Source organism: Streptococcus sp. GMD1S (assembly GCF_000296875.1).
In the GTDB taxonomy this organism is placed as follows: domain Bacteria; phylum Bacillota; class Bacilli; order Lactobacillales; family Streptococcaceae; genus Streptococcus.
The window spans coordinates 1-5,663 of record NZ_AJQY01000335.1; the positions used below are offsets into that span (position 1 = coordinate 1).

At 33.1% G+C, this 5,663-nt stretch carries 8 protein-coding genes; 6 read left to right on the top strand and 2 right to left on the bottom strand.

Going from position 1 to position 5,663, the window contains the following annotated elements:
• Window positions 1-209: 209 nt before the first annotated feature.
• The gene (locus tag GMD1S_RS12530) at window positions 210-590 is read right to left on the bottom strand and encodes an NAD(+) diphosphatase (protein ID WP_237738587.1); all 381 of its coding nucleotides are present in this window, start codon (window positions 588-590) and stop codon (window positions 210-212) included.
• A 190-nt stretch (window positions 591-780) separates the two neighbouring features.
• Here GMD1S_RS12530 and GMD1S_RS09855 point away from each other — a divergent pair, with 190 nt between their 5' ends.
• Window positions 781-1,107 (top strand): DMT family transporter, encoded by a 327-nt coding sequence (locus GMD1S_RS09855; protein ID WP_000120162.1) that lies wholly within the window; start codon window positions 781-783, stop codon window positions 1,105-1,107.
• Window positions 1,108-1,270: 163 nt separating this feature from the next.
• Here the strand turns inward: GMD1S_RS09855 and GMD1S_RS09860 are convergent, their stop codons facing one another.
• The gene (locus GMD1S_RS09860) at window positions 1,271-1,717 is read right to left on the bottom strand and encodes a helix-turn-helix transcriptional regulator (protein ID WP_000287814.1); all 447 of its coding nucleotides are present in this window, start codon (window positions 1,715-1,717) and stop codon (window positions 1,271-1,273) included.
• A 319-nt stretch (window positions 1,718-2,036) separates the two neighbouring features.
• On the opposite strand from GMD1S_RS09860, the gene GMD1S_RS09865 reads away from it, so the two are divergent.
• Genes GMD1S_RS09865 through GMD1S_RS09885 form a run of 5 tightly spaced genes read left to right on the top strand, consistent with a single transcriptional unit; the run spans window position 2,037 to window position 5,527 of the window.
• Window positions 2,037-2,510 carry a hypothetical protein gene (locus tag GMD1S_RS09865; RefSeq protein ID WP_000182279.1) on the top strand — a complete coding sequence of 158 codons (474 nt, stop codon included), beginning with the start codon at window positions 2,037-2,039 and terminating at the stop codon, window positions 2,508-2,510.
• Between the two features lie 40 nt (window positions 2,511-2,550).
• Window positions 2,551-3,747 (top strand): replication initiation factor domain-containing protein, encoded by a 1,197-nt coding sequence (locus tag GMD1S_RS09870; protein WP_000109700.1) that lies wholly within the window; start codon window positions 2,551-2,553, stop codon window positions 3,745-3,747.
• A 2-nt stretch (window positions 3,748-3,749) separates the two neighbouring features.
• Window positions 3,750-4,136 carry a hypothetical protein gene (locus GMD1S_RS09875; RefSeq protein ID WP_001096843.1) on the top strand — a complete coding sequence of 129 codons (387 nt, stop codon included), beginning with the start codon at window positions 3,750-3,752 and terminating at the stop codon, window positions 4,134-4,136.
• Between the two features lie 59 nt (window positions 4,137-4,195).
• A complete protein-coding gene (locus tag GMD1S_RS09880; RefSeq protein ID WP_000598357.1) occupies window positions 4,196-4,390 on the top strand; it encodes a DUF3173 domain-containing protein in 195 nt (64 codons plus the stop codon).
• A 3-nt stretch (window positions 4,391-4,393) separates the two neighbouring features.
• Window positions 4,394-5,527: a site-specific integrase gene (locus GMD1S_RS09885; RefSeq protein ID WP_001208033.1), complete on the top strand. Its 1,134-nt coding sequence runs from the start codon at window positions 4,394-4,396 to the stop codon at window positions 5,525-5,527.
• Window positions 5,528-5,663: the final 136 nt, after the last annotated feature.

Consider the following 5,663-nt stretch of genomic DNA (forward strand, 5'->3'; position numbering starts at 1 on the left):
TATACCGGCGGCCGGGGTCGAACCGGCACGTCCTTGCGGACACTGGATTTTGAGTCTAATATTATTAGTTTTAAATCTCAGAAATATTGATTTTATAAGCTTTTTTTCCATAATATTTTTTAAAACTTAGTATCACTTCCAAAGTTTAGATACTTTTTAGTAACTATAAAATGCTAGAAAGTATACTCCTTATTAAAAAGAGTTTTGGACTAGTTTTGTGCAATTTTATTACCCATATCCGTAATAAGAGAGGCTAAATTAATTGTCTTTAATGATTGTAGAAATTGGTTGTGAATATCATTAGACACATAACCAGCTAGCAAAATATGCTCAGCCATGTCATATTGCTTAATCAAGAGAATCTTATCATGTTTTTCATTAAATAAAATCGCACTAATTGCTGTATTAAAGACTGGAAAACGAAAACTCGCACATTGTGAACAATAAGGAATATCTCCCTCATCTTTTAAAAATTTTTTCTCCAAAGGATGCCCACATTCGGGACAACAAGTCATTGTTTTGTCAAATATAGAAGCCTCTTTTTTAAAGTTCTTAAAAGTAATTTTACCAGTAAAATCGAGACCACGCAAGACATTGAAATAAATCAAGACTTTATTTAAAATTTATCTTATGATATACTAAACTTATCAGCTATTGGTTCTGAAAAAGTGTCTGCCACAGTTTTACTACAAATTCTCATGACTTGTGCCAAGATTTATAAAAAACGGATAGCTATAATAGCTCTTAGAGCAAAAACATGACATATAGGAGGTTAAAGACATGTCATACTTTTATCTTTTTATCGCCATTGTAGGAGAGATATTGGGAACTAACCTTTTGAAATTATCAGACGGTTTTACAAAGCCTATTCCAACCGTTTCTGCCCTACTTAGCTATGGCGTTTGTTTCTATTTCCTCTCACTAGCAATGCAAAAAATTCCTGTAGGAATAGCTTATGCAACATGGTCAGCTGTCGGTTTAGTTTTGATATCCTCTATCGCAGTAATGATTTTCAAAGAAACACTAAATGTTTATAGCATTATCGGTTTAATTTTGATTATCATTGGTGTTGTCATGGTTAACTTATTAGGAAATGCAGGACATTAATAAAACCGGCTCTATACTATTTGTAGTGGGTAAATCCCCTATGGATATTATGGAGCCTATTTTGTTGTAGAAAAAAAGTTCCATAAGAACTATAATGAAAAGCTAGAATTCTGTCAATATTTTGGACACATTTTGGGAGGGAATTTTGAAGACTAGCGTCCTCCTAATTTTCCCAATAAGTTTTAACTTCTTCAAAAATCTTATTCAAAAGTTCTGCATCTTTTTCTGACAACTGATTTTTTTCTATAACTCTATCTTTTAGTTCTGTTGCCTTTATTTTATTTCTTGCCACCGAAACTGCTATTGAATGTTTCAAAATATCAAACTCATCCTTTGAAAAGTTTGCAATATTGGTAAGATCTAATTGTTCTAGAGGTAAACTACTGATAATTGAATAAGGTTTTTGTCCCAGCAAATAATCTGTAGTAGTCCCAAAGATATTTGCCAATTTCACAACGAATTCTAATCCTGGTTCTAACGTTCCATTCTCCCACCGAGAATATGTCCCTTGTTGAACTCCAATTAATTCCGATATTTGTACTTGAGTTAACTTTTTTGATTTTCTGAGAGTTTTTAACCTCTCTGAAAATTTATAATCCTCTGTATACATAATTCTCCTATAGATATTCTTATTCGTATATTTTAGCTTGACAAAATATTCCAAACGGTATAAAATAGAATTATTCCATAAGGAATATTTATTTTGAGATTGAATATTCCATTGAGAATATTATAGCATAAAAGGAGGTAAAAGCGTATGTAACTAGTAGTCGATTTAAAAAATTTTAATAAAGGAGGTAAGATTCGACAAAATAAAAAATCTTGAAACAAATGTGCCGTTCGTTCCAAGATCAAAACATATTATGTAACAATTATACCACAGAAAACTCTTCAGTTGCACAAGAAAATTTCGGAGGTTTCACAAAAAGATGACCAATAAAGAGTTAGTCAATCAAATTTCTGGCCTAAACTCTACCTCTACTCTTAAAAATTGGATTCAACTGATTAAAGAGATAAGTGGCAAGGAATTTAAGAAAATTAAAGTTCCTATCAGTAGAAATCCCAGAACTCATCAATTAAGTTATACAGTTGCCTATGATTTTACAGACGAAGACCTTAGACAATTTCAAAAGTTAGCTAAACTAAAACTTGAAATAGGTCTAAAAGAGGCTATACAAGCCGTATTTGGGAGTCTAGCAGACAATGAACATGAATCCCTAAACCAAGTAATAGATGAGCTCTACGATGAACTGAGCGCCTTAAAACAGGAATTTAAGCGAGAAATGCGACTGATAAAAATTGAGAATTCCAACCTAAAAAAGAAAATCCAAGATATTGAAGAGTCGATGCAAACCGGCTTACTAGGGTTTGTTAACAAGAGGTCAAAAAATAGGTTCGGCTAATAGCGAGTTTTCGGCTGAGCCATGAGGCAGAAAGCCGAAAATGAGCGTAGATGCGGACGGACCATTTTTGACCGATAGGGTGTGTAGTAACACCACCCTCTGCAAGTTAGGTGTACCATCGAAAGAATTCAGTATTTCCAAGGGTTTCGGAGATTTTAAGGGTGGCAAAATTAAGCAAAAAGTTGAATCAAAATCTATGGCAAAAAATGAACATTTACGTTCTGTATTTGACTGGATTCAAATTCAGTTTGATAAGACTGAATTTTCGCCAAGAGAAATAATCGAAGACATTCTATTTCTTGACTATGACCTATTTATTGAGAATAAAGGGAGCCTTAAATACTATAACTATGATAGCCAGCTTCATTATGGGAATATCCGTATCTACTATGGAGCGAAAGAGTCGTCCTACATGCTTGTCATGTCAGGACAGGCACTCGAGTTCTATAGAGATATGGTATTAGATCCAAATAGTCTGTCCGAAAGACAGTTTTTGAACAACCTCTACTACAATTACAATCATTTTTCAGTAAGACGAATTGATATTGCAATAGATGATTTTAATGAAACACCCTATTTCACTCCTAATCAGCTTCTAAAGATTTGTCAGAAGAAACGCTTTATATATGGAAAAAGCACCTACTACAATACCTACGGAGATGAAACAATCGGCCAGACCTTATATTTGAGAAAACCCAATGATGACGAAAGACTTAGAATTTACGATAAACGCTTAGAACGAGCTGAGAAGCTCGGTATCAGCAAGCGGTATATAGAAAATTGGATAAGAACTGAGTTAGAACTTAGGAAAGAAAAAGCTCACTACTTCATTCAAGAATGGTTGCATTCAGAAATAGATCTTCTCAACTTTACCAAGGGATATCTCAAAGAAAAAGTGAGGTTCTATAGTGATAGCTATTTCTCAAAACCTTTGAGATCTTGGGAAAAGTTTTTAGGCCATTCAAAACCCGTCTCTATCATTATTTCAAAATCAAAAACAGAACTAGAACAAAAATTAGAATGGTTTACCTATAAAGGTTCAGGAGCTATTCTAAAAGCGTATAAATTTCTATACGACAATAACTTACTGCATGAGTATGAGAAATCTAACTATCTCGCACTCAACAATATGGAATATCCACCAGATTTAGCAAGTGGATTAATAGAAAGAGCAATACTCTTTAAACGAGAGGATTTGATCCCTACAATCAAAGAAAATATTAAAAGGAGAAATTAACTATGGCAAAAATGCTTTCACAAAATGACTGGAATTTTAATAACATTGGAACAAAATTTGAATTGGATGAAGTCATTCCAAAATTTGAAACGGAAGTCCGAGCAGATGCAAACGGAGAAATTATCAAAAACCGAGATGGTAGCGAAAGACGTTTTAATACCGATAAAATCATTGGTTGGAAATACAATGTAACAATCAAGGATGGACAATTCAAAAAGAAATCAACCCAAGTCTCAGTAGACAATCCAGATGCCTTGGTTGATAATGACTATATCCAAGCAATGGATGAAGTACCAGTTACATTTGACAATTTACAAGCTACTATGATTAGCACAACAATGTATTACAAGGCGGATGCTATCCATTTAGTAGATGTAAAACAAAAATAAGTATCAGACAAGGGGAGTTAATCCTCCCCTTACTTAATCTGAATAGAAAAGGAGATAACATGATTAAAACTGTAACAAAAGATGACCTTGTCGAACTTGGATTTGCTCCAGGAACTGCAAGAAAGATTATCCATACCGGTAAATTACTATTAGTGAATCGTGGTTTTAACATCTACGATAACAAACGGATTGGTACAATTCCAGCCAGTGTCGCTGAAGAACTATTAGGAATTGAACTCCAGAAAGAAGCGTAGCTTATGGCTTTACGTAAAAGTAGAGACGGAACTTGGATTGTCGATGTTTCCAATGGTATAAATCCAATATCTCTAAAACAACGTAGAATTGTAAGAAAAGGATTCAAAACTAAAAAAGAAGCATTGGAGGCCGAACAATACTTACGAAGTGTCGAACTTAAAGAAAAAAGTTTCAACTCAAAAATATCAATTGATATCCTTTATGATCTCTTAAAAGAAGAGGATAAAATAAACAACAGAAAACAAAGCTATATAGATACACAAGAAAACAACTATAACAGGCATATAAAAAACTATTTTGAAAAAGTTGATGATGTAGCTAAATTAACTTATGAAGATATCTATCAATTCAGAGAACATCTAAGAGATAAAAATGCTCAAAACTCGGAAAAGAAGCTAAGTCCAAATACTATTAATAAAATTATAATTTTACTAAAGAAAATTCTGGATGTTGGATTAAGAAAGGGATTTTACAAGGAACATCCTGTAGGAATGCTAAAAAAATTACCAATAGAAAAAGCAAAATTAAATTTCTGGACAATAAAAGAATTCAAGCACTTCTTAACACTATTTAACGACGATGAATACAATATCAAATTACTATTCACAGTTTTATTTTTTACTGGTCTAAGACTGGGAGAAGCACTTGCTCTAACGTGGAAGGATATAGAGTTTTCAACAAATACAATCCATGTAAGCAAATCAGTATACGTTAAAAAAGGTGAAGAACACATTAGTAGTACAAAGACAAAAGCTGGAACCCGAAGAATCATCATGAACGCCAAACTAGTGGAGACACTAGAAGACTGGAAACAGATACAGCATGAGAGATTGAAAGAATTTACAACTAACCTAGATGATCTACAGATATTTCAAAATAGCCCTATTACAATAACTAAAGATTCAATCGAAAAACAATATAAAAAAATATTGCAAAGAAATAGTTCTTTAAAAAAGATAAGAATTCACGACTTCAGGCATTCACATGCTTCACTGCTAATAAATCAAGGAGAAGATTATCTTGTCGTAAAAGAAAGATTAGGCCATGCATCTATAACTACAACAATAGATACATACTCTCATTTGTATCCAAGCAAGCAACAAAAATTAGCGGATAAATTAGATGATTTATTATAAATCTAGTAATTTTAAGTAACTCAGCGTTACAAATTCAACAAATAAAAGAAAAAGACAAGGTCCGAAAACCTTGTCTTTAATACTATACCGGCGGCCGGGGTCGAACCGGCACGTCCTTGCGGACACTGGATTTTGA